Source organism: Micromonospora sp. NPDC048905, from assembly GCF_040649655.1.
GTDB lineage: Bacteria > Actinomycetota > Actinomycetes > Mycobacteriales > Micromonosporaceae > Micromonospora.
On the sequence record NZ_JBEZFV010000008.1, the window covers coordinates 304,350 to 328,966 of the forward strand.

Annotated in this window: 10 protein-coding genes; 7 read left to right on the forward strand and 3 right to left on the reverse strand. The window is 71.5% G+C overall.

Annotation, left to right across the window (positions count from 1 at the left end; genetic code table 11):
- Positions 1 to 2 precede the first annotated feature (2 nt).
- The 4 genes from AB0C01_RS22735 to AB0C01_RS22750 are packed head-to-tail and all read left to right on the forward strand — an operon-like array spanning position 3 to position 17,279.
- Positions 3 to 15,119, forward strand: coding sequence for a toxin glutamine deamidase domain-containing protein (locus AB0C01_RS22735; protein WP_357572057.1), 15,117 nt, complete (start codon positions 3 to 5; stop codon positions 15,117 to 15,119).
- Complete coding sequence (locus AB0C01_RS22740; RefSeq protein ID WP_357572058.1) at positions 15,116 to 16,000, forward strand: DUF6406 domain-containing protein; 885 nt, start codon at positions 15,116 to 15,118, stop codon at positions 15,998 to 16,000. Before AB0C01_RS22735 ends, AB0C01_RS22740 begins: the two co-directional genes overlap by 4 nt.
- A complete protein-coding gene (locus AB0C01_RS22745; RefSeq protein WP_357572059.1) occupies positions 15,997 to 16,629 on the forward strand; it encodes a hypothetical protein in 633 nt (210 codons plus the stop codon). Before AB0C01_RS22740 ends, AB0C01_RS22745 begins: the two co-directional genes overlap by 4 nt.
- Positions 16,630 to 16,652: 23 nt before the next feature.
- Positions 16,653 to 17,279, forward strand: coding sequence for a hypothetical protein (locus AB0C01_RS22750; RefSeq protein ID WP_357572060.1), 627 nt, complete (start codon positions 16,653 to 16,655; stop codon positions 17,277 to 17,279).
- Between the two features lie 65 nt (positions 17,280 to 17,344).
- On the opposite strand, the gene AB0C01_RS22755 is transcribed toward AB0C01_RS22750, so the two are convergent.
- On the reverse strand, positions 17,345 to 17,890 hold the full coding sequence (locus tag AB0C01_RS22755; protein WP_357572061.1) for a hypothetical protein: 546 nt from the start codon (positions 17,888 to 17,890) through the stop codon (positions 17,345 to 17,347).
- Positions 17,891 to 18,039: 149 nt separating this feature from the next.
- Here AB0C01_RS22755 and AB0C01_RS22760 point away from each other — a divergent pair, with 149 nt between their 5' ends.
- Positions 18,040 to 18,390: an STAS domain-containing protein gene (locus AB0C01_RS22760; protein WP_357240969.1), complete on the forward strand. Its 351-nt coding sequence runs from the start codon at positions 18,040 to 18,042 to the stop codon at positions 18,388 to 18,390.
- Positions 18,391 to 18,399: 9 nt separating this feature from the next.
- Here the strand turns inward: AB0C01_RS22760 and AB0C01_RS22765 are convergent, their stop codons facing one another.
- Positions 18,400 to 19,644, reverse strand: coding sequence for a PP2C family protein-serine/threonine phosphatase (locus tag AB0C01_RS22765; protein ID WP_357572062.1), 1,245 nt, complete (start codon positions 19,642 to 19,644; stop codon positions 18,400 to 18,402).
- A gap of 232 nt (positions 19,645 to 19,876) precedes the next feature.
- Positions 19,877 to 21,259, reverse strand: a complete 1,383-nt coding sequence (locus AB0C01_RS22770; protein ID WP_357240975.1) for a lectin — start codon at positions 21,257 to 21,259, stop codon at positions 19,877 to 19,879.
- Positions 21,260 to 21,753: 494 nt separating this feature from the next.
- On the opposite strand from AB0C01_RS22770, the gene AB0C01_RS22775 reads away from it, so the two are divergent.
- Both AB0C01_RS22775 and AB0C01_RS22780 read left to right on the forward strand, forming a co-directional pair.
- Positions 21,754 to 22,974 (forward strand): DUF418 domain-containing protein, encoded by a 1,221-nt coding sequence (locus AB0C01_RS22775; RefSeq protein WP_357240978.1) that lies wholly within the window; start codon positions 21,754 to 21,756, stop codon positions 22,972 to 22,974.
- Positions 22,975 to 23,071: 97 nt separating this feature from the next.
- Entirely contained in the window at positions 23,072 to 24,478 is a 1,407-nt protein-coding gene (locus AB0C01_RS22780) for a glycoside hydrolase family 6 protein (protein ID WP_357572063.1), read from the forward strand.
- Positions 24,479 to 24,617 lie beyond the last annotated feature (139 nt).

The following is a 24,617-nucleotide window of genomic DNA, read 5'->3' on the forward strand; positions in this document are numbered from 1 at the left end:
GGGTGGCGGTACCAAATCCCAGGGGCATGCTCGGCGAATACACGTGGGTCTGGGACGCCGTCTGCTGGGCCAGTGCCGGTGAGGCATGGCCGACCGGTGACGAGGACCGCATGCGCGACCTCGCCGACGCGTGGGAGGGCCTGGCCAAGGCGATAGGCGACGCCCTTGCCGACGCGGACCCGGCCGCCATGAAGATCCTCCAGAACTGGGGTGGCGGCGCCGGCGGCGCCTTCGGGCAGCTCTGGAACCAGATCGGCGTCGATCCGGGCTCCGGCCTGCCGCTGATGCAGGAGGCCGCGTCCGCCTTCGCCAGCGGTTGCGACAACGCGGCCATGGAGATCGAGTACGCCAAACTCACAGTCCTCATCGCCGTCATCATCACCGTGATCGCGGTCTTCGTGGCTCTGCTGATGGCCTGGTTGGGTGGGGTCTCGGCCGGAGCGATCCCGGGCATCCTCGCCGCCGGGCGGCATGCCGTGACTATCGCGTTCCGGCGGCTGATCGCGCAGATGGGCCGGCAACTCCTCACCCGCGCCGGGATGCAAGCGGCCCTGCGTACCGCAGGCACCCAGATCACCCGGCGCGTCACCAGCGAGACGCTGCGCAACGCCGGGCGACGGTTCGCCCTCGAGCTCGCCGAGGAGGTCGGTGAGGAACTCATCATCGACATCGGCGCTCAGGCCTACCAGATGAAGAACGGCACGCGGACGGAGTGGGACGTCCGCCGCACCGCCACCGCGGGTGTCGGCGGCGCCTTCGGCGCGGTCCTCGGCACCGGCCTGAACGCCGGCACCCGCTTCGCCCGCAACAATGTGGCGCCGCGGATGCCGATCTCGTTCAGCCCGCCCGCGATGAACTTCCGTGGCGCCGGGCTCGTCCGCTGGGGAGGTAACTCGCTCGCGGCCGGTGCGCAGAACGCCGTCATCTCACCAGCCGCCAGCGTCCTGGCCAACGGCACCATGTCCGGTCAGTGGAGCATGCCCGGGGGCGACGCGTTCCTCGGTGGCTTCAGCAGCGGTGCCGGTCGCGGCGGCGCCACCTTGGCGGGCAGCAATGCCGGCGCCGGCCTGGCGAATTTGCACAACAGACTCGCCGGCTTCGACCCCGGCGCCGCGACGGGCAACGGCACCGGAACCGGCAACGGGACCGGCACGGGCACCGGAGACCCGACCGTTGGCGAAGCGGACCTCGGCAACCTCGGCGGCACGGGCAATGGCACGGGCTCGGGCAGCGGTTCCGGGAGTGGGTCGGGTTCGGGCAGTGGTTCAGGTTCGGGCAGTGGGTCGGGTGCGGAGAGTGGCTCGGGCTCGGGTTCGGGCAGCGGGTCGGGCTCGGGCAGTGGATCGGGTTCGGGCAGTGGGTCGGGTGCGGAGAGTGGCTCGGGTTCGGGCAGTGGGTCCGGCTCGGGTTCGGGCAGCGGTTCGAGCGACAGCAGCCAGGGCGACGGCAGCACCGATGCCGGCCCGAGCAACGCGCCGAACACCGGGTCCGGATCGATCTCACTCGCCCCACCGACCGTCGATGCCGGCGCTCCGCCGGTCGCGGACACGTCCGACCCGTCGGGCACGGGCACGGGTCAGGGCACCGATCCGGCCGCGACCGCCGGTTCGCCGGCCACCGGCACCCCGGTCGCCGCCGAGGCGCCCGCCGCTGGTCCGGTTGCCGACCAGGCAGCCGATGTCAGTTCCGGTGCGGGGACAGACTCCGACGCCAGCGCCGCCCCGGGCACCGGACCCGATACCGAAACCGCTGTCCCTCCCGCGGCGGACACGAACGCCGGCGTGGATTCCGGCAACTCGGCTGGTGGCGTCAACGGCGACACGTCCGGTGGTGGCAGAGCAGGGTCAGACACCTCGACCACCGGCGGCCCTCAGGTCGACACGTCCACGACCAACGAGAGCAGTTCCGGTGGACCCTCGTCGGGCTCGACGGTGGACAGCTCGCCGTCGCGGGTCCCCGACAGTTCCGTGCCGGGTAACACGAGGTCGGACTCCGCGAATGACCCGCTCTCCAGCGACCAGGCACCCGCGGTCGTACCCGGCACGACGGTGGGCACCCCTGCGGCCGCCGGACCTGCACCGGGCGCCGTGTCGTCGGCACCGGTCACGGGTGGCACCGCCACGAACCCAGCCGTAGCCGGGTCGCCGGCACCGACGACCGCGCAACCGGCTGCCACCACGAACGCGCCTGCCACGAACGCGCCTGCCACGAACGCGCCTGCCACGAACGCGCCTGCCACCGGCACGAGCAGCCAGACCACGACGGCTCCCCAGACCACACAGGCGACCAACACTGGCACGAACACCCAGCCGGCCACCGGCCGCCCGACTCCGACGGTCAACCCGACGGTGGCGAACTCGGCCGGCTCCATCTCGCTCACCCCCGCCACCACGCCTTCGACAAGTGCCCCGACGACAAACACCGTGCCGGACGGCAGCACCACTCAGGGCGCGACGAACCAGCCGGGCACACCGGTGCAGCAAGCGGAGACCAACCAGCCGGGCACCAGCGAGACCAGTCCGTCGGGACGGCCCGACGGGCGTACCCCGGTCGTCGGGGTTGGGCCCACGGACGTTGCCGCCGCGCCGGATGGGTCGACTCGGCCGGATGCGGTGCTGGACGGTTCGACTCGGCCGGATGCCGTTCCGGCTGTTCCGGAGACGAGCGGTGACGCCAACCCGTCGAACACGCCGGACCCGACGGCCGACCCGGACGCCAGCACCGATGCGACGACGGACCCGGTTCCCGCCCAGCGGACCCCCGGCGACGGCGTGGTGATCGTCGTCCCTGGTTCGACCAGCACCACCGACCCGACCACGGGTACTCCGACCGGGCCAAATGCCAACACCGGGACGGTGGACCCGGCGACGCTGAAGCGCTCCGAGGGCCCGACCGGAAAGGGCACCCACAGCTGGCACCTCGACCCGATCACCGTCCCCGGTGACCCGAACGGCCCGGACGCTGAACGGATGCTCATCGAGGCGTCCCGGACGTTGGCCGAGACAGTCCGGACGGCCGTCAAGGCTAAGACGATCTCCAAGGGCAAGATGCCGGGCATGGCGGGCGCGCTGATGATGCCGAACGGCGACATCACCACCCACACCAGCATGCAGGGCAATAAGAGCACCAAGCCGGCCACCCAGCCGGCGGTGCACCCGCTCGCTCAGGCCGCACTCGCTCGGACCAAGGTGGCCTTGGGCACCGGAAAAGGCGCTGGCCACGGCAACTGCGCCGAGGTCGCCCTGGTTTCGGACCAGCTCTACCGGCTCGAACAACAGTGGCGGGAGGCCGGTGAGCCGGGCACCTTCGAGCAGTACGCGTCAGATGGTCTTAAAGGCGCAAGAATCGTCACCCATCAGATCAAGTCTGCTCTCGAGGAAGGCGTCGAGTACGACCTGGGCCACTATCGTCCGCCGTGTCGATCCTGTAGGCATTTCCTGCCGCAGTTCGACATCAAGGCGATCGAAGATCCGGAGCGGTCGCCAGCGAACTACCAGCCATCGGTCCCCGGGGTGGTGGGCACCGGGCGACCGCTGAGCGACGCTCGTCCGTACGGGGATCCCCAGGGCCTGGTCCCGCCGGACCCGGCCGACCAGCAGACACTCGACGATGCCGTGCCCCGCGACCCGGAGACCGGCCGCCCGGAAGTGCATCCCGATCCCACCAAGGGCATATGGGCACGCCTGCTCAACGACGGCGGCCCAACGGTCTCCGGTCGGGCGCGGAACTGCGCCGATGCTGGTCTTTCCTTCCTGTCCACCTGGTTCGGCCGGCCCGAGGTGGCAGCGGCCGTGGCGGTCCCGGGGAGCGTCGAGAGCAACAGCACCGCCCGGCAGGAACAGGCGTTGCGCACCCCATTCAGCCACCGTGGCACCGGACCGGCCGGGCTGGCCGATGTCGCCGCTGCTCTGCGGGAGGCCGGTCACGGCTCGGCTGCCCTCATCATCACCGCACCCGCGGACGCCAACGGCCGAGCGCACACCTGGAACGCGGTGAACCACCAGGGCACGATCGTCTGGGTCGACGCTCAGACGGGAGAGGTCTCCGACACGGACCCGATCCACAGCGTCGACAATGTCTGGTCGATCACGCTCGACGCCGAAGGTGACCCGATCACGCCGGCAATCGACCGGACCGGCACCGACGCGACGGCCGCAGAGCCAGACCCGGTGCCGCCGCACTCCACCGCACCGGCGGATCCGAATTCCGAGATCAGCGCCAACGACCCCTCGGCCGCGCCGGACTCGACGGGAACGACAGACAGCGAGTACCTGAGCGGGTTGTCCGACACCGACCAGACGACGTTGGTCGAGGCCGTCGCTGCTGCCCTGCAGGATGCCAACCAGATCCTCGTCGACATGCAGGGCGTCGCCGCCGAGGTGAACGAGCAACTCGGACTGACCGGCGAGAATGCGCTGCGGACCCTGGGCGAGGGCAACCGGGTCAAGCCTGCGGAATCGCTCGCCCGCAAGTTCCGCACCGAACTTGAGCCCATGGGTCATGACCTGGAAAGCGCGCTGCAAACCGTCAATGACATCGTGCGTTTCTCGGTTCGCGGTCCGGAGTCCGAGGCGTACGGTCCGGCCGTCGACCAACTGCTCAGCAGCCTGGAGACCAACGGCTATCAGGTCACCGACCTGAAAAACTTCTGGCATCCCGGTAACCGGTTCTTCGGACTGAACTGCACGCTCGTGTCCCCGAACGGCCGTACCTTCGAGCTGCAGTTCCCGACCGCGACCAGTTACGCGATCGGCAATCAGACCCACATACCGTACGAGGTGATGCGGGATCCCGCATCACCTGCCGTCGACCAGGTCCACGCGTACCTCGACATCCTGGCGATCAACAAGGCGAACGGTGCGGCAGCGTCCATGCCCGGGGGCACGGACAGTCGACCGGATCGATTCGGTACGCCGAAGGACACGAGCTTCGCGGCCTGGGCTGCCAAGCCGACCCAGGCGGACCTCTTGCAGGAGTACACCGCCGAGTTGGCCGCACAGGGCCGTACATTCCAGGAAGCCCTCGCCGAGCGCGGGTTGGATGCCTCCGACCTGCCCGGCTTCGATCCCGCCTCCCTGGGGAGCACCGATGGCCGAACCCAACTTCCGATACCACCTGTTGTTCCGCCCGGACAATCCGGAAGTGCCGGTCAACCTGATCGCGCTGCTCCGGAGCAGCGGACCGACGAAGGCCGTGATCTGGGACCGTCCACCCAAAGCGTGGACCTTCAGGCCGGACGTGGCGACGGCGATCCTGTACGCGAACCCGGAACGCCATCTGACAAGAGCGGTCGACCGGGCCACGGCCGAGAGGGAGACGGCCCACTTCACGACGGTCCCGCTGCCGACGGAAGCGGAATTGACGGAGATCTGCCGCCAGGGGACCTGACCGTTGACGACGCTTTGGCCGAGGAGACGGCCGGCGAGCAGACTGTCGAAGATTTGTCCGGGGACGACCAGGCCGAGGGTTACCCGGACATGCGGGGCTGGCCGATGCCGGACACCAGGCGTTTCGGGCCGGACGAGCTGACGCAGCTCGAGGATCCCCAATTCCAGGACGATGTCGCCGACAGCCTCTTGACTCCCGACGGGTACGCCACCCTCAGGGATCCGTCCGTCCACCCATACGGCCAGCTGATCAACGACGGTGGCCCTGGCCAGCCTGGCCGGAGCAACAACTGCATCGATTGCGCGTTGGCTGCGCTGGCCAGCTTCCTGGGCGATCCCCAGGTAGCCCTTCCGCGCTGGCCGGACCAGCTCGAAGATGGCTCCCTCGACACTGAGACCGGTGAACTGGACGGCTTCGGCCGGGTGGAGAGTTGGATCGGCGGCGAGTGGATTGGCGACAGCGACGCGATGCCGTCGGCTCCCGCTGAACGCGCTGCAGCAGTTGCCGATCGGTACGCAGAGCTCTACCAGCGGATTCGGGACGCCGGCCCAGGGGCAGCGGCGGTCGTGGTCGTCGAGTGGCTCGCCTTCGACGAGAACACCGGTGAACCCGCGCTCGACGAAGACGGCAACGTGCTCGGGGCCGCGCAACACGCCTTCCTGATCGTGTTTCCGGAGGGTGCGGACGGGCCGGTCTGGTGGGATCCGCAGAGCGGCGACACCACCTCGGAGGCGCTGCCCGGAGACTACGTTGATGGGACGTACGACCTATGGTCGATGGAGGTGGAGCCGAGCGATGGCGATGACCAAAGAGGAAGCCAGGCAACTGATAACCCGCCTACTGGGGACCAGCAACCCGGTGGCGGTGATCCCGTTCGAGTTCGGCTGGGCGGCTCAGGAGACCCTCTCGCCACAGCAACGAGCGCAGGGCAGGCATCTGGGCCAGGGGGTCTTCATCATCGACGAGACGGGAGTGGTGACGGCCCACTCCAGCCTGCCGCCACCCCTGGTGATGAAGCGGTACGCGGCGGCACGCCGGGAGGGTCGGGTAACCGGCCGGCAGGTGTGGCCGAAACTGGCCCAGCCGGACTGACCCCAACCGCTGCCGACACCGACACGACCGCGCCTACCGTCGACAGCGACAGCGACAGCGACAGCGACACCGACACCGACACGACCGCGCCTACCGTCGACACCGACACCGCGCAACCGGCGACCTCGGGCAGCACCGACGCGCCCACCGACGCCAACGTGGCGACCGACGGACCGATCACCGCGAGCGCGGTGCCCGGCACGGCCTTCCATGGCGAGGGACGGGCGCAGGCCGATCCCGACGCCGTCCTGGACCGGGCGCGGACCGCGCTACCCGGTGTGGCCGCGCACGCCGGTGTGCAGGCCGTGACCGCCCTGGCCGACGGGACGTACCAGGTCACCCGCGCTGACGGTAGCCAGTTCAACCTCCGGGTGGACAGCGGGCCGGTGGCCGACCGCGCGGTCGCGGCCAGCGCGTTCGACACCGACGGTACGGCCGTGGTGACGGTCTCCGACCGGGCGGCCGACGCGGTGATCGATCGTGCGGTGGCCCACGAGGTGGCCGAACTGGCTGCCCTCGGTCAGCCACTGGCGGACGGCGCACCGGTCGTGACGCCGCTCAGCCCCGCCGACGTGGCCGAGCTGGTGACGGCCGCGCACCAGGTCGAGATCGCCAACGCGTCGTCCCGGACGGCGGTGCGGCGGGAGTTGGCCGCCATCGTGGACCGGTTGGGTCTGCGTGACGGGATGCTCGGTTCCGAGCAGAAGATGGCCGCCCTGCCGGCCGACGTGCGGGCCGCGCTGGCCGACGCGACAAGCCACCGTTCGACGTGGACGAGCGAGCGTTCCAGAGTGCGAGCCGAGCGCCGCACCGCCTTGGCGGAAGCGAACGGCCGCCCGGTCGGCCTGCCGCGGATGAGGACGTACCTGGCCACGCATTTCACCGTGAACTCGATCCTGGTCGCGCTGGCGACGAAGCTCACCCTGGATGCCGGAGGGCGGCCGGAGCTCGCCCTGATGCTGGGCGCCGGCGCAGTCGTCGGAGCCGTCGCCACCGGCCCGGCGAAGTGGCTGGCGAAGCGGTCCGGCCTGGCCGCCGAGGACCGGCGGGCGCGGTACGACACCCGCCAGGACGCGCGTACCGCCGCGGAGACGGACACCACCACCGCGGAGGCGCTCGCGGCCCAGACCGGGGACGCGAGCCCGGCGGTCCAGGAGCTGGGCGAGGCGGTGACCGGGCTCGGTGAGCAGCTCAGGGCCGTCCAGGAGCAGTTGCAGCAGGGCGAGCGCCGGTACCGGCTGGTGGGCCGGCCCCCCCAGCGCCCGGCGGTCGGCGCAGACCCATCGGCGGCCACCGGCCAAGACCCCGGCAACGGTACGACGTCGCCCGCCGGCCACGGCGGTCCGTCACGTGTCGGGCTGACCCCGCACGAGCAGGGCCGACTTGCCGAGTTGCGCAGTCTCGTCGCCCGGCACGACGGGGCGCGGCCATGGGCGCGGCTCGGCGCCGGCCGGGAGGTCAGGGCGCTGCTGGACAGCCTCGGGCTGCGGCAGGGGACGCCCGGTGTCCAGCAGCGCCGGGACCTGGTGCCGGCCGACGTGCGGCCGCTCGTCGACCGGTTCGGTGGCTCGCGGACGGCGGCGGTGCGGGACCGGGCCCGGGCCGTGGTCGACCGCCACCCGGCCGATGGTCAGCGGCCGGGCAAGGTCGCGCCGTGGTGGATGTCGGTGACGGAGAACGCCCCGAACCTGTTGACGGCCGCCACCATCGTGGGGGTCGGTGACATCCTCGGCCAGCTGCAACTCGGCTGGTCCGGCATCGTGGGCGCGCTCGCTGCAGCGGCGACCGGCGTGGCGGTCGACCCGGTGGTCGCCCGCAAGGAGGCCGCCGCCAAGGACGCCCGGGACACCTGGGACGCAGAACATCCGGCGCTGCCGGCGGAGGCGCTGCTGTCGCAGGCGACCGAGGCGCTCGTCGACCCGATCGGCGCGGTGGACGCTCGCGCCGCCGCCGCCGTGCAGCGCACGGCCGACCTGGCGCAGCGCCTCGCCGACGTGGAACGCCGGCTCGCCGAGTCGCAGCGACGCAACGGCGTCGCCGACTCGTTCCGCAACCTGCTCTTCGGCAATCCGGCCTGGGCCGGGCTGGCCCCGCCGAACGCCACCATCCCTGCGCCGCGTTCGTCCACCGACCCGGCGACATCGACCGGTCCGAGCGCGGCTCCGTCGGCCGATCCACGCACGCCAGCCCTGCAACGGCTCGCCGAGCTCGCCGCACGGCACGAGGCCGCAGGCCCGCTGGCCCGCCCGTCGGTGGCCCGGCAACTGCGGGTCCTGGTCGACCAGCTCGGCCTGCGCGAGGGTACGCCGGGCGTGGACCAGCGCCGTGAGCTGGTGCCGGCGGAGCTGCGGCCGGTGGTCGAGCGGCATGGTCGTCCGAGCCTGACCGACCGGGCGACGCAGCGGCTCACCCGCACGCCGGCACAGGCGACGGACAGCACCGCACGGCCGAGCAACGTGCCGAACCTCGGTGTGTACGCGGTCGAGCAGACACCCGGACCACTGATTCAGGCCGGTACGACAGTCGGGGTGGCCCAGGCACTTCAGGTGGCCGCCGGGGCCGGACCGGGCAACATGCTGGCCGGCGGTCTCCTCGGGCCGCTCCGCGACCTGCTGCTCAAGCGTGTCGAGGCCCGGTTCAAGGACGCTCGACGGACCTGGGACCTGGCCAACCCCAACCCGGCGATGGACCCGACCGCACGGGTGGCAGGACTCGCCGGCCCGTCAACGACGACCCTGACCGACGCCGCTGGTCAGCTCGACGCGGCGTCGCGGCACCTCGACGAGATGAACGCGACCCTGGAGCGGCTGGCGCAGGGGCGAACCACCGCCCCCGGCACCACATCTCCGGAGACCGGCATCGGCACCACCACGCCCGGTTCGACCGACCCCACGGCGGGGGCCGACCCGGCAGCCGCCACCGGAGCCCCGGATTCGGCGGCCACCGCCCCAGACCAGAACCAGGAAGGGGCCGGTCCGGACCCGCTGAGCAGGGCGGACGCCTGGGAGGTGCAGACGGCCGCGCACCACGTGCGTACCGCTGATCGGGTTTCTCTGAAGCCGGCGTTGCGCGAGCTGCACGCGGTGATCGACCGGCTGGGTCTGCGGGAGGGCATGCTCGGGGCGCCGGACCGGGTCGCGCAACTACCCCCCGAGGCCCAGCAGGTGGTTGCCGAGTTCGGTGGCGACCGCTCGGGCCGGGCGCGGCAGCTCCGGACGCTCCGGGGCGAGCGGCGATCCGCCGAGGACGCTCGTCCCGCGGGCATTCCCCGACTGCGGACCTACCTCGTGTCGAGCGTGCTGACCACCGCCGCGACCGCTGGTGCGGCGACCGCGATCGCATTCGCGGTGGCCAGTCCGCTGGCACCGGTGATCCCCATCGCCGCGGTAGCCGCCGCGCCGGTGATCGGGTTGGCGAAGTGGCACGCCAAGCGGCAGGGCCTCGCCGCCGACGATGTGCGTACCCGGTTCGACGGGCGTAGCGATGCCCGGGATGCCGCGAATCGGGTCGACCAGGTCATTGATCGGCTGAACGAGCCGGTCGCAGAGCTGGAACAGGCGGCCGACCGGGTCGAGGGCCGGCTGGCCGCCGCCGAGGTGGCCACCGACCGGTTGGCCGAGCGGCTGGCGGAGACCCACCGCCGCAACGGCCTGCTGTCCCGCCTCCTGGGCACCGCCGACAATGGTCGGACCGACCCGGCCGCGACCAACCCGGAGAGCGGCGGCAACCCGGATAACCCCACGGACCCCGCCGGCAACGGCGACCCCGGCACCGACTCGGGGCGGATCACTGCTGCGGCCGTACCGAACTCGGGCTTCCACGGTCTGGGGCGCCCGACTGCCGACCCGGCGGCGGTGCTGGACACTGCCCGCGCCGCGATGCCGCAGGTAGCCACGTTCGCCGGGGTGAACGAGGTCACCGCGGTCGGGCCGGACACCTTCGAGGTGCGCGCGGCCGGTCTGAATCCGCTGCGGGTGCAACTGACCGTCGGCTCACTGACCGACGGAGTGGTGGCCCAGTCGACGCGCAACCCGGACGGCTCGTTCACGGTGACCGTCTCGGACCGGGCCGTGGATGGAGTGGTCGCCCGGGCGCTCGCGCACGAGGTCGCGGAACTGGTGGCCCTGCACGAGGCCGGGCAGGCCCTGGTCGGGCCGCTCGACCCGGGCAACGTCGAAGGGCTGATCGACCCGGCCGGGCTCACCGCGCACGACCGGGGTCGGATGGCCGAGATCCGCCAGCTCGCCGCCGAGTACGAGACCGGCGACCAGGCCACCCGCCTCGCCGTGCGGGCCGAGATCGACGCCCTCGTCGACCATCTCGGCCTGCGCGTGGGTGATCCGGCCGCACGCGCGCGATGGGCTGCCCTACCGTCTGACGCGTTGGCGCACCTGATGCGACTGAGCGTGCCGTCGGTGACACCCGAAGCGGTCGCCGCGGTGCTGAAGGGCAGCCCGACGCTCACCGACGTCGAGCGGTTCCGGATGATCGACTACCGGGCCCGGCTTGCCCCGGACTTCCAGGTGCCGGCGACCAGCGAGCTCGACGCGCGGCTGCGCGAGCTGGCGGTGCAGGGTGAGCAGGCCCAGACCAGCCTGCCCCGGATGCCCGCGTACGCAGGACAGATCATCGCCATGCCGCCGGCCCAACTGGACCTGATCCGGCAGGTGGATCCGCAACTCGCCGACCAGATCGCCGCCCAGGGCGTGTACGTCGATTTGACCGGTCAGTTCGACCTGAGACCGTACGCGGTGGACAGTCAGCCCGAGATCAACGTGGGTGACGCCCGACCGGCGTTCGACCTGGGGACGCCGGATGGCCGGCAGGCGCTGCTGGTCGAGGACCGGGTCCGGGCACGCGCCGCGTTGCGCGGTCACACCGGCGGCCGGTCGGTCTCGCTGCTCGCCACCCACGATTTCCACTACCTGGGCTCGGGTCGGGTGATGGGTCTGGTGCCGGATGCGCTGACCCAGGTGTTGCGCGGGTTCAGCCCGATCGCCGAGGCGACGACCGCGGAGACCACAGTCGCCGTAGGCCCGGCCGAGACCGCCGTGGTCGCCGACCGGGTCACCCTGCCGGCCGCGGAGGCGGGCAAACCGGGCGTGGTGTACGGGCCGGCGCTCGACAGTCGGACCGGCCAGCCGCCGCCGCTGTTCGACGGGCCGCCCAAGCGCGAGGACGTGCAACAGGGCATGCTCGGCGACTGCGGCATGATCGCGGTGATCGGCGCGGTGGCCGGCCAGGTGCCCGCCGCGCTCGCCGACGTGTTCCACGTCAATCCCGACGGCACGGTGGACGTGCTGCTGCACGAGACCAGCCTGCCCGGCTCGTCGGTGACGCCGACCGGGCGGCGGCTGCGGATCACCGTCCAGCCGGACGTGCCGCTGCACCCCGGCCCGGACGGGCCGCAGCGACCTGGCCCGAACGGCCGCACGGCGTACGCGGACCAGTCGACGGTGGGCGTGGCCTGGGCGTCGCTGCTGGAGAAGGCAATCGCCGCAGTCGACCGAACCTGGACGCAGGACCGCCACGACCAGTGGCAGCAGCAGTGGACCAACCAACCCGGCGTGAACGACACCCAGGCTGCCCCGCTCGGCTATGCGCGACTCAACAACGGCAGCTCGCGGTTGGCGCAGGCGGAGCTGCTCAGCCAACTGACCGGCCTGCCGACGTCGGTCAACCAGCTGGACACCACGCCCGGTCAGGAGGCCGTCGCCGAGGCGCGGCTGGCGGAGCTGTTGGCCGCCGGCAGTCCGGTGATCACCGGCACCCGATCGGCGTCGACGTACCCGACCGGGAAGCTTCCACACGGCCTGTACGCCGGACACGCCTACGAGGTGGTTGGTGTCGCCAACGGTGAGGTGCAGCTGCGTAACCCCTGGAACAGCAAACACCCCACACCGATGCCGATGCGCGCCTTCCTCGACCTGATGAGCCCCTGGTACGCGCACGTCGAGCTGGCCCGTACCGCGACCCCGGCGGTGCCGGGCTCGTCGTTCAACGGGCTGGGTCGGCCGGCGGCCGACGCCATCGCGGTGGTGGACGCGGCCCGGGCCGCGCTGCCCACGGTGACGGCGGCCGTACGGGCCCACCAGATCGTCGCGGTCACCGCGGATCGTTTCGAGGTGCGGGTGAGCGGCCTGGACCCGCTGTCGGTGCGGGTGGCGGCCGGCCCGCTCGCCGACGGCGCGGTGGCCCAGACGGTGCGGCACCTCGACGGCTCGTTCACACTCACCGTGTCGGACCGGGCGACTGACGCCGCGGTCACCCGCGCGCTGGCGCACGAGGTGGCGGAGCTGGTGGCGCTGCACGACACCGGCCAGGCACTGGTCGGTCAGCTGGACGTGGACCACCGCGACGGGCCGATCGACCCCGCCGGCCTGACCGCCCAGGACCAGGGTCGGCTGGCCGAGCTGCGGATCCTTGCCGCGTCGTACGCCGGCGCGGATCCGGCGGCCCGGCTCACCCTCCGGACCGAGATCGACGCCCTGGCCGAGCACCTCGGGCTGCGCCTGGGCACCCCGGACTCGCATGCCCGCTGGGGCGTCCTCCCCGGCGACGTGGCCATCCACCTGATGCAGTTGAGCGTGCCGCTGGTGAGCCCGGACTCGATCGCCGGAGTGCTCCGCGGTGCTCCGTCGAGCCTCGTCGAGCGCTTCCGCGCGATCGACTACCGGTCCCGGCTGGCGCCGGACTTCACGGTGCCTGCGACCGCCGTGGTGGATGCCCGGCTGCGCGAGCTGGCGATCCAGGGCGAGCAGGCGCAGTCGAGCCTGCCGCGGATGCCGGCCTGCGCCGGGCAGATCATCGGCCTGCCGCCGGCCCAGCTGGACCTGATCCGGCAGGCGGATCCGCAGCTCGCCGACCGGATCGCCGCCGAGGGCGTGTACGTCGACCTGACCGGCCGGTTCGACCTGCGCCCGTACGTGCTCGACGGCGCACCGGAGATGAAACTGGCGGAGTCGACGGCGGCCTTCGACCTGGGTACGGAGGTGGGGCGGCAGTCGCTGCTGGCCGAGGATCGGGTTCGCACCCGGGTCGCGTACCGAGCCGAGTACGGCGCGAACCCCGCCGCCGTGGCGGCGCTGAACACGCACGACTTCCACTACCTCACGACTGCCCGGGTGCTGGCCCTGGTGCCGGACGTACTTGCCCGGGCGTTGCACTCGTTGGTGCCCGGCGCGCCGCCGCTGGACGTGGAGGTCGAAGCGACGGTCACGGCCCACGAGACCGCGGTGGTCGCCGACCGGGTCACGCTGCCGACCCCGGACAAGGACCAGGTCCTCCCCGAGTACGGCCAGGCGCGCGACGCGCGGACCGGGCAACCGGCGCCGCTCTTCGACGGACCGCCTCGCCGCGAGCAGGTGCAGCAGGGTGCGCTCGGGGACTGCGGGATGCTGGCCAGCGCTGCCGCCGTCGCCGGTTACCGGCCCGACGTGATCGCCAACCTCTTCCGGCCCAACCCGGACGGCACCGTCGACGTGCTGCTGCACGAGAGCACCCTGCTCGGTAACGCGATCAACCCGACGGGGCGGCGACTGCGGATCACCGTGCAGCCGGACGTGCCGCTCGATCCCGGCTACGACGGTGTGACCGCCTACGCCGATCAGTCCGCGAACGGCAGCTCCTGGGCGTCGCTGCTGGAGAAGGCGCTCGCCGCCGTGGACCGGACGTGGAGCGCCGAGCGGCACGTGCAGTGGCAGCGCGACTGGCTTTCGTGGCAAGAGCGACCGGATCCGCACATGGCGGCGCCGACCGGCTATGCCCGGCTGAACGTCGGCAGTCGCCCGCGGATGCAGGCAGAGCTTCTCACCCAGCTCACCGGAGTGCCGAGTCGTGCCGCGATGTTCGACGTCACACCCGGGCGGGAGGCCGCCGTCGAGGCCCAGCTGGCCGCACTACTGGCCGCCGGTAGCCCGGTGATCACCGGAACGCTCGCGGAGAAGGACTACCCGGCATCGATCCGGAGGCAACTTCCGCACAAGCTCTATGCCGGACACGCCTACGAGATGGTGGCGGTCAGCAACGGTCAGGTGCAGCTGCGCAACCCGTGGAACACGAGGCACCCGACGCCGATGACGGTGCGGGAGTTCCTCGATCTGATGGACCAGGAATACGCCTACCTGGAGCCGCAGCCGGCCCCACCAGTTGCGACTTCCGGAGCTACCGTGGCACCTCCACTTCCACCTCCACCGCCGCTTCCGCCGCACCTTCCGCCGGCACCTTCACTTCCACCTCCACCGCCGCTTCCGCCGCACCTTCCGCCGGCACCTTCACTTCCACCTCCACCGCCGCTTCCGCCGCACCTTCCGCCGGCACCGCCGTATTCGCCGACGTCGCCGGCTTCACCGGAACACGTCCCCCGCCGGCACACCCTCGGACGGACCCATCTGGAGGAGCCGAGGTTCGCCATCGTGTACTACGCCCTGCTCGCGGTCGACGGTACGGTGGGTGGCCTGGGGGTCGTCGAGCCGTCCGAGCAGGGGCAGCGCTCGGCCCACTGGACGGTGGGCGGGGCGCCGCCCGGTGCGGGGGGCTCACTGCCGGTCGGCCGGGCGGAGGCCGAGCGGATCGCGCGCGAGGTGCTCGGCTTCGCGCTGCCCGACGAGGCGACGTTGCACGACATGCTGGACGGGTGACCGTGCCGAACAGAGAGCTGGGAGGAGAGCCGTTGCGCTCCTACACGGACGTGGTGTCCATCCGCAACAACGCGCCGTCGAACGTCGGGCCAGCCCGGCTCGGCGTTCGATGGATCGACGAGGGCCCCCCGGTCCGGGCGGAGATCAACGTCATGCCCTGGCGCGACGGGGACGGAGACGACTACGAGGTCACCCTGGGCGAGACCTTCCCGGTGGGTGACGAGACCTGGCGCTTCGCGGACGTCGACATGAAGAACGCGGACGAATGGCGGGTGATCGTCCGACGGGTCGACGACAACGAGGTGATGACGCCACCAACCGGCCACGTCTGGAAGGGGGTGAAGCTGCGGCCCTACGGCCAACTGGACGAGGCGCAGTTGCTGGCGGTCGAGGCCGAGCTTGGCGCTCAGCTGCCCGCGAACTACCGGAGGTGGCTGGGGCAGAACAACGGGGCGCAGCCCGAGGTCGAGCACCACGTTCCCGGCCTGCCGTTCGCGCTCATCCCGGAACGCCCCCTGCTCGGCGTCCACCCGCAGTACCCCCCGTTCGACCTGGTGCACGCGCAGCGTGTACACCGGGATCCCTGGCTCTCGCCGGACCTGCTGGTCATCGCGAACCTCTCCGGCGGTCTCCTGGTGCTCACGCTGCGGGAGCGCGACGAGGAACGGGAGGGTATCTACTTCCTGCCGGACACCGCCCTGGGCGGGCCGATGGGTCCCGCGGGTGCTGCGGCGCGTGAACGGCACCTCGTACCGATTGCCCGCTCGATCGGCTATTTCCTGGGCAAGCTGACCCCGATCGAGCTGCCCGACCTGCCGCCAGTGCAAATGATCTGGCCCGGTGAGCCCGGCCACTCCCAGCACGAGGATCAACAGCGATGACGACGACGCAAACCGCGCAGGCAATCCTGCTGCCGGTCGGGCAGTTCTTCGGCACCTTCCACCCGGTGGCCGGCTCGGCCGAGCGTTATCACCGGGTCCGCCTCGGCGACGAGGTGTGGGAGCTGGACGACCAGCGCTTCACCCTGTGGGCGCTGGCGCACGGCACCGACGACCGACCGGCCGAGCAGCCCTGGACGGTGCCGGCGGTATCCGAAGCGGCGGCGAGCCAACTGCCGGGCGTCGACAGTGCGTCGTTGCTGCACGGGCTGCTGGCCGAAGGGCTGGTCGTCGAGGTCGCCCCCGGCGAGGCGGTGGAGTTCGCTCGCCGGCACCGGGTCGGCGCCCGCATGCTCGGGTTGGGCAACAGCGCCGAGCAACCCTGGCTCTGGTCGATCGGCTTCTTCGAGCGCCCGGTGGTGAGCGTCACCCGCACGGTCTACGACCTGTGGGAGCGGTGCCCGTCCGGGGAGAGCCTGTGGACGATGTGCCAGGCGCTCGCCGACGAGGAACGGGAGGCCGGCGGTACCGAACCGGAACTGGTCGACCCGGAACGGCTGCTCACCTCGTTCCTCTACACCGTCCACCCCCTGCTCAGGGCCAGCGTCGTCTACCTGGACCCGCTGCCGTGACCGATACGACGAGGAACCCCGCGATGACCGCTTCGCTGATCCTGCCGGTAGGGTGGTACACCGGGGAGTTCCACCCGGCCGTCGGCGCCCCGGTGAAGTACCACTCGCTGAGCATCGGCCGCCTCTCGGTGACCATCGAGGACCCACAGGCCTTTGCGGTCTGGGCCGCGGCGCACCGCCCCCTCGACTGGCCCGAGGCGACCTGGGACCGGGCTGCGGTTAGCGATGCGGCGATGCGGCTCGGCGTGACCCACCCGGACCGGATCGTCGCGGAGTTCCTGGAGGACGGCCTGCTGGTGGAGGTCACGCCGGACGCACCGGACGTGGAGGACTTCGCCCGCGCTCATCGGGTGCAACCGCTGATGGTGTCGCTGGGCAACACCCCGGAGGATCCGCTGCGCTACGGCATCGGTCTCTTCGGTACCGCCCCGGTGCTGCGGCTGCCGGCGCTGGCGCACGACCTGTGGCAGTGGAGCAGCGTGGGCGCCAGCCTGTGGGACGTCTGCCAGGTCTTCGCCGACGCCGGCGCGCAGGCCGAGGTGGCGGACACCCGCGAGCACGACCCTCGGCACCTGCTGCGGGAGTTCCTGGCCGTGTTGCCCCTGCTGGTCGGCGCGAACGCCGCCTGTCTGGACGAGGCCCGCCGGTGAGGACCGCCGCATCCAGGGCCTGGCGGGCCTGAGGGGTTGCTATCCGGGTCGCGGGTCGCGCCGACTCAGACCGCCTGCGGCAGCATCCCGGCGTACGCGGCGCGGACCGCGGCGAGCCGGTCGCGCCGGAAGCGCCCCGGCTCCCGCCGGTGCAGATCGCGTCCCTGCTCGGTGGTGAAGGCGGCGGCGGGCACCACGTCCTCGCCGGGTGGGACGAACTTGAGTACCTCGTCCAGGGCCGCGACAGCCCGGATCAGTGTGGCGCGGGCCCTCTGCGCCGCGTCCCCGGTCGCCACCTCTGCCGGCACCGACCTGGCGTACCCGTCGGCGACCCGGAGCCACTCGCCGGGATCGAGCAGGTGTGACGGCTCGTCCCCGCCGTAGCGGAATCCCCCCGCGGGAGCCACGGCGGGCTCGGCCGGCAACCGGAAGATGAATTCGCGTGGTTGGCCGCAGGTGGGGCAGGCGCCGGTGTAGCGGGCGGCCACGTCACCGTCCTCGAGCGCCACGACCGCGCTCTGCCGGGGAAACCGCGTCTCCCCGCAGGAGCAGGGCCGCAGGTCCATGTAGAGGTGCGCCTCCGCGTTCGTGCGACTGGGGGGCAGGATCATGCGCTCCACCGTACCGATCCTTCGCCCTTGCCGACCGCCCCGCGCGGTGGCGCCCATGCGTCGACGAGCGATCGCGGCCAGTTTCTGGCACCGTGAGTACGGCGCGACGTGTTGCCGAGTGCCGGTGACGGCCGTATCGAGGGGGTTACGTGGACTTCACGCTGTCGACGCGGCAGGGGCGGATCGGCACCGTGGTGGAGGTCGTCGGCGACCTGGACATGAGCACCACGCCCGAGCTGAGGGACCAGTTGCGCCTGCTGGCGGAGAGCGGGGTCCAGGTGGTGGTGGTCGACCTGACCGGCGTCGGTTTCCTGGACTCCAGTGGCCTGGGCGCGCTCGTGGTCGCCTACAAGGACCTGCGGGAGCGGGGCGGTTCGCTCGCCCTGGCCGGGGTCGGTCGTTCGGTGCGTACGGTGTTGTCCATCACCTCGGTCGACCGGGTCATCGACGTCTTCGACACGGTGGACGACGCCGAGGAGGCGGCACGGGTGGTGTCGTGACCGCCCTCCCTAGGGGAAGGTGCTGGCGCGGGAGGTGTCCGCGCCGGCAGTGCTCGACCGCGATCCCTCGCCGCCGTACCAGTCGATGATGAGCAGTGTCGCGTCGTCGGCCAGGACCGGTCCGGCGATTGCCAGCACCGCGTCGGACAGCGCCCGCACCGCCTCGCGTGGGTGCAGGTGGGAGATGCCGAGCAGGGCGGCGGGCAGGTCCAGGTCGGCGGCGTTGCGTTCACGCATCCCGTCGGTGACGATGACCAGCCGGTCACCGGGCAGCAGGGACACTGCGCCGCTGCGGTAGCCCTCGTCGGGAAACATGCCCAGCGGGAAGTTGGCGGGCAGTTCGAGCGGCGTGGCCCGGCCGTCCCGGACCAGCATCGGCGGAACGTGTCCGGCGTTGAGTAGCTCGCACCGCCCGGTCGACAGGTCGATGCGGCCCAGCACGGCGGTCACGTAGGCGCCGCGTACGTTGGCGTGCTCGGCGACGGCCCGGTTGGCCCCCTCGGCCTGTTGGATCAGGCTGTCCCCGCGGCGGCGGGTGTTGCGCAGGCTACCCACACCGAGGGTGGCGGTGAGCGCGCTGGCCACGCCGTGGCCCATCGCGTCGGTGACGCTGACGTGCAGCACGTCGCGGGCCACGCTGTAGTCGAAGGTGTCTCCGCCGATGCTGGCGGCGGGTTCCAGCCAGCCGGAGAGCGCGAACGAGCCGGCCTCGCAGGTGAACGAGGCGGGCAGCAGGCGGCGTTGGATCTCGGCGGAGAGAGAGAACGGGGTGCTGCGTTGACCCCATTCGAACAGGTCGGTGTGCCGACGGTTGGCGATGACCACGAACGCCAGCGCGTGCGCGGTGCGGGCGATCTCCGCGACCGCGGCGGTGTCCGGCTCGTCGGGCAGGTCGATCTCCAGCAGGCCGATGGCCTCGCCGCGCTCGGTGACGGGTGCGAGCACCGTCCAGTGGCCGTCTCCGGGAAGCACCAGGGTGGTCTGCTGGCGCAGTGCCCGCTCGTAGGGCCCGCCGTCGAAGGGGAAGACCTGGGCGGCCTCCGTGCCCTGACGCCGATCGGGGCGGCCGATGATCGTCTGGTGGGTCAGCCGGACCAGTGCCCGGCCACTGAGGTCGGCGATGAGCAGCGAGACGCCGAGCGCGCCCAACGCCGTGGCGACGGCGCCGGTGACCGCCTCGACAGCCTCGACCGGAGCGGCCTCCTCGGCCGACTGGAGCATCCCGGCCAGCACGGCCTGATCGTTGTCCTCCACCCGTCGAGCATAGGCAACCAACGGACCCGCCGACATGGTCTGCCGGCGGCACGGTCCGTCGACCCTTCCCGTCACGGCCACCGGACGACTGCCGGCCGCTCAGGTGAGCGGCCGGCAGCCAGGAACCGGGTACGAGTCCTCGTCCGGAGGCCGACGGGTCAGCCTCGGATCCCCTGTGCCGAAGGCCGGCGACCCGGGACCTACCGTTGCCCTCCCGCGACGGTCGCAGGGTTCAGCTGCGGCTCCATCGTTGGTTGGCCCCGCCGTTGCAGTCCCAGATCTGGATGCGCGTGCCGTTGGCCGTACCGCTGCTGACCACGTCCAGGCAGCGGCCCGAGCCAACGCCCGTGATCGAGCCGTTGGCGTTTACCGACCACCGCTGGTTGGACTGGCCGTTGCAGTCCCAAATGATCACCGAGCTGCCGTTCGCGGTGCCGGCGCCGTTGACGTCGAGACACTTTCCGCCGAAGACGCGCAGCTCCCCGGCGGCGGTCGCGGTCCAGCTCTGGTTGCTCTGACCGTGGCAGTCCCAGATGATCGCCGCCGCGCCGTTGGCCTGCGAGGCGCCGTTGACGTCCAGGCACCGTCCGGAGGCCGCGTTGCGCAGGGGCGACGTGCCGCCCGGCGGCGGGGTAGTCGGGCTGCCGGTGGGCGACGTGGTCGGCGACGTGGTCGGGGTCGGTGTCGGATCGGTGCTGCCGAACTGGGTGAAGAACCTCCACACCTCGCCCTTGGTCCAGGTCCGGACGCCGCTTTCGCCGCCGCCGTCCACCGGGCCGGGGCCGTGCCCACCGTCGAAGGCGGCCCACACCACCGGATAGCCGGATCGGCAGCCGGAGTAGGTGGTGGTGATGTGGGTCAGGCTGCCCGCTCGTGGCTCGGGCGGGTTCTGCGCGGTGCAACCGTTGTTCCGGACGAACCTGTCCCGCAGGGACCGTCCGGCGGAGATGTTGAGCACCGAGTCCCCGAGGCCGTGGATACCCATGTACGCGATCGGCTGGGTGCCGCCGCTGCACCCGCTGAGCTGCCCGCCGGAGTAGACCGCGACGGCGCGGAAGACGGTCGCCCGGGAGCAGGCAAGCGAGTAGCTCATGCCTCCGCCGTAGCTGAAGCCGAGCGCGAAGAGCTGCGTGGTGTCGACGCACAGGTCCGCCTCGATCAGGCTGATCATGTTGTCGACGAACGTGACGTCCTGGCCGTTGGGGTTGGCCCAGCCGTTGCCGTTGCCCTGGGGGGCGACGAAAATGGTGCTGTTGTTCGCCTGCTGCCGCAGCCCGTAGTAGGACCAGGCCGCCCCGTCCGACCCGCCACCGTCGACGTCGCCGGCGGTGCCGCCGTTCCAGTGGAACCCGAAGATCAACCGGTACGGGTGGTTTCGGTCGTAGTTGTCCGGGATTCGCAGGATGAAGCTGCGGTTCTGGCCGCTGCTCTGGATGGACCGCTGACCGCTCGTCAACGTGGGCGCCTTGCCGCACCCGGCGGTCGCCGCGGCCGGGACGATGTCCGCTGCCGACGCGGTGGTGCCCAGGCCGCCGGCCAGTGCCCCCGCGCTCACGGTCACGACGACAGCCGCGGCCGTTGCCAGAAGACCAAGGATGGGTCTACGTCTTGTCATGATGAGGCTCCCGCCACTCGACACGAACTGACTTAGGCGCAGGGGTCCACGGCGACACCCACGCCGCTATGACGCGCCACTCCCGTCGCCCCCGCCGACCGCACTCCTGGCGGAGGAAACCCTGGAGGACGCGATGTGCCCATGGCGCCCGGCCGGCTCATCGCCAGAGGTTCCCGCGGCTGGTCCGCCGCCCACGCGGGACCAGTTGGTCGATGAATCGTCGGCGACGGACACCGTGGTTGCCCGAACACCAACGGTTGACCGCCGGACGGTGCCGGAGCGCCCGGCCAAACATCGAATCAATTCGCCTCGACGCTAGATCGCACAGTGAAATATGTCAATGCCGTGTCCGGCGGGTTGCGGCCTGGAGGGAGCCTGGGTAGGGCCTGCCCCACCGGCGGCCTTCCCGCTCACTGGCTGTCACCTGGACGGCCCATTTCCTAGCGTTGCAGGAGAGTCCTCCAACACAACTCCTGTCGCTCCGGAGGTGGCCAATGAACCCTTCCATCGAAGACCCGCCCGCCAGGAACCGAGCACCAGCCGGTACGCCCTCCCGGATCGTCGACGTCGACGCTCTGCGCGCCGTGGCGCTGCTCCTCATCCTGATCGTCAACATCGCCTACTTCGCCGACGGCTATTCCTTCCAGCTGGTTCCGGATCCCGCCCACGACTCGTGGGGTGACCAGGCGGTCCGGTGGCTCGTCGAGGCGCTCTTCGCGATGAAGGCGTACCTGCTCTTCTCTTTTCTGTTCGGTTACAGCTTCACGCTCCAGCTCGATTCCGCCGCACGGCGCAACGTCGATTTCGCCCCACGATTCCGGCGACGACTGGCCGGGCTCTTCGTGCTCGGAATCCTGCACGCGGTGCTGCTGTTCCACGGCGACATCCTGACCACGTACGCATTGCTCGGTCTGATCCTGCTCGCCATGCGACGAGTCGCCGTCGGGACCGCGCTGCGTACCGCCGTACTGGTGACCGGCGGGATCGGCTTCGTCCTCGCGCTCGCCGCCACCGGCGGGGTGCAGCTGGTCACCGATCCGGCGACGGCACTCGCGGCCGGGCAGCGGTCGACCGAGGCACTGCAGGGTGGGTTCGGCTCGGTGATCGCCGAGCACGTACGCCAACTGCCGGCGATGTTCGGCGCGCTCCTCGTGCAGGGGCCGCTCGCCTTCTCGGCCTTCCTCTTCGGTTATGTGGCCGGGCGTCGCAAGCTCCTCGCCACCATCGGCGAGAACCGGCAGCTCCTGCGCCGGGTGCAGCAGGTGGGCTACCCGATCGGCCTGGCCGGTGGCGTCATCTTCGCCTCAGGCGGGGGCACCGCCAACCTGACCGGTCTGACGGCGGGCGTGCTCACCGCGCCCCTGCTCGCGGCGGCGTACGCGGCCAGCGTGCTCCAGTTCTTCAGGAGTGACCGGGGGCGGCGGGTCGTCGCCGTGCTCGCGCCGGCCGGACGGATGTCCCTGTCGAACTACCTGGGTCAGTCGCTGCTCTGCGTGCTGGTGTTCACCGGAGTTGGTCTGGGCCTCGCCGGCAGCGTCGCACCTGCGGTCGTCGTCCTCATCGCGGTCGCGATCTACGGTGTGCAGCTTGCCGTCAGCGCGGCGTGGATGGCGCGGTTCCGGTACGGGCCGATGGAGTGGGTGTTGCGGGCCTGGACCGAGCGGCAGTGGCCGCCGTTGCGGGCGACCGACCGCAGCCCGGTACTGCATCGATAGGTCTCCACGTCTTGGCAGCGACGCGTGCCTCCGCTACCGTCCATGGGAACGCTCCCACACACTTGGAAACGTCTATGTGACCAGGAGGCAACACGTCGTGGCTATCCTCTCCTCGCTCCGCCGCAGATCGGTGGCCACCAGCCTGGCGGCCGTCGCGGGCGCCACCGCTGTCGGCGTCTGCCTCACCGTCGGCAGCGCCTCCGCGGGCACGCTGTCCGGATCGCTCTACCGCGACCCGAGTTCGGCAGTCGTACGCTGGGTCGCCGCCAACCCCGGCGACTCGCGTACCGCCGTCATCCGCGACAAGATCGCGAGTCAGCCGCAGGCCCGCTGGTTCGCCAACTTCAACCCCTCCACGGTGCAGTCCGAAGTGTCCGGGTACATCGGCGCGGCCAACGCGGCGCAGCAGATCCCGGTGCTGGCGGTGTACGAGATCACCAACCGGGACTGCGGCGGGGCCAGTGCGGGTGGGGCGCCGGACCTCAACCAGTACCAGACGTGGGTGTCCAACTTCGCCCGGGGACTGGGCAACCAGACGGTCATCATCATCCTGGAAACCGACTCGCTCGCCCTGCTGACGTGCCTGAGCAGCGCCGAGATCAACGCGCGCAACCAGGCGATCTCGACGGCCACCCGGACCATCAAGTCGGGCAACCCCAACGCCAAGGTGTACCTCGACGCCGGGCACTCCACCTGGAACAGCGCGGGTGAGACGGCCAACCGCCTCCGGGCGGCCGGCGTGCAGTACGCCGACGGCTTCTTCAGCAACGTGTCCAACTACAACTCCACCTCCAACGAGGCGAACTTCGGCCGGGCGGTCATCTCCGCCCTCAACGGCATGGGCCTCTCGGGCAAGCGCCAGGTCATCGACACCAGCCGCAACGGCGGTGCCAGCGGCGACTGGTGCGGTGACGACAACAGCGACCGGCGCATCGGGCAGTACCCGACGACGAACACCGGCGACAGCAACATCGACGCGTACCTCTGGGTGAAGCCGCCGGGGGAGGCCGACGGCTGCCGCTACACGGCCGGATCGTTCCAGCCCGACCTGGCCTACAGCCTGGCCAACGGTGTGCCCAATCCGCCCACCACCGCCCCGCCGACCACGGCTCCGCCGACCACGGCTCCGCCGACCACGGCTCCGCCGACCACGGCTCCGCCGACGACCGCTCCGCCGACCACGGCTCCCCCCACCACCCCGCCGCCGACCGGTAACGGTTGTTCGGCGTCGGTGGCGGTCAACCAGTGGTCCGGCGGCTTCACCGCGAGCGTGACGGTCACCGCCGGATCCGCGGCCATCAACGGCTGGACCACGACCATCACGCTGCCCAGCGGCGCCGCGGTCACCGGCGTCTGGAGCGCCCAGGCCAGCGGCACCAGCGGCACCATCAGGTACACGAACGTGAGTTACAACGGAAGCGTCGGCGCCGGACAGTCGACCAGCTTCGGCTTCCAGGGCACCGGCACTGGTCCGGGCACGTCGGCCATCTGTGCGGCCAGCTGACCCCACCCGATGTCACGAGCCCGGTGCGGAGGACCTTTCCGCGCCGGGCTCGTGCGCGTCCTGCGGTTCGGGCCGGCCGGTGCCGGAATGACGGCCGGGCCCAATGGGCGTGAAGGACTCGTCGACTCAGTTGCTCCGG